At 42.5% G+C, this 353-nt stretch carries 1 protein-coding gene; it reads right to left on the bottom strand.

The annotated features are described in order from the left end of the window. Positions 1-353: hypothetical protein (locus HNS40_RS22830; protein WP_172285000.1), on the bottom strand; the 353-nt coding region annotated here is incomplete at both ends.

Raw genomic sequence — 353 nt, 5'->3', positions numbered from 1 at the left:
TTGGATTGCTTAATCCATCATCAGAATCGGATACGAAAGCTACTGTTGGGTTAGCTGTACAATTATCAGCTTCGTCTGTTACCACTGAAATATCGGCCGCTGGTAAACTGGCGATACATTCTATGGTGATATCAGTTGGATTACTGGCTGTTGGAGCAACATTATCTAATACAGTAATAATCTGTGTTGTAGATGCTGTATTTCCTCCGCCATCTGTATAAGTCCATGTTCTGGTGACAGTTCCGTTACAATCTGTGCCAACTATAGCAGCGTCTGTTCCGGCTACACTTCCTGAACCATCGCAATTATCTGTCCAAGATAAATTGCTCATCACTGGGACATCGTCGATACAA

Origin of the sequence: Lentimicrobium sp. S6 (genome assembly GCF_013166635.1) — a bacterium.
Classification (GTDB): Bacteria; Bacteroidota; Bacteroidia; order Bacteroidales; family UBA12170; genus UBA12170.
This window is presented reverse-complemented; position numbering and strand designations above follow the sequence as displayed.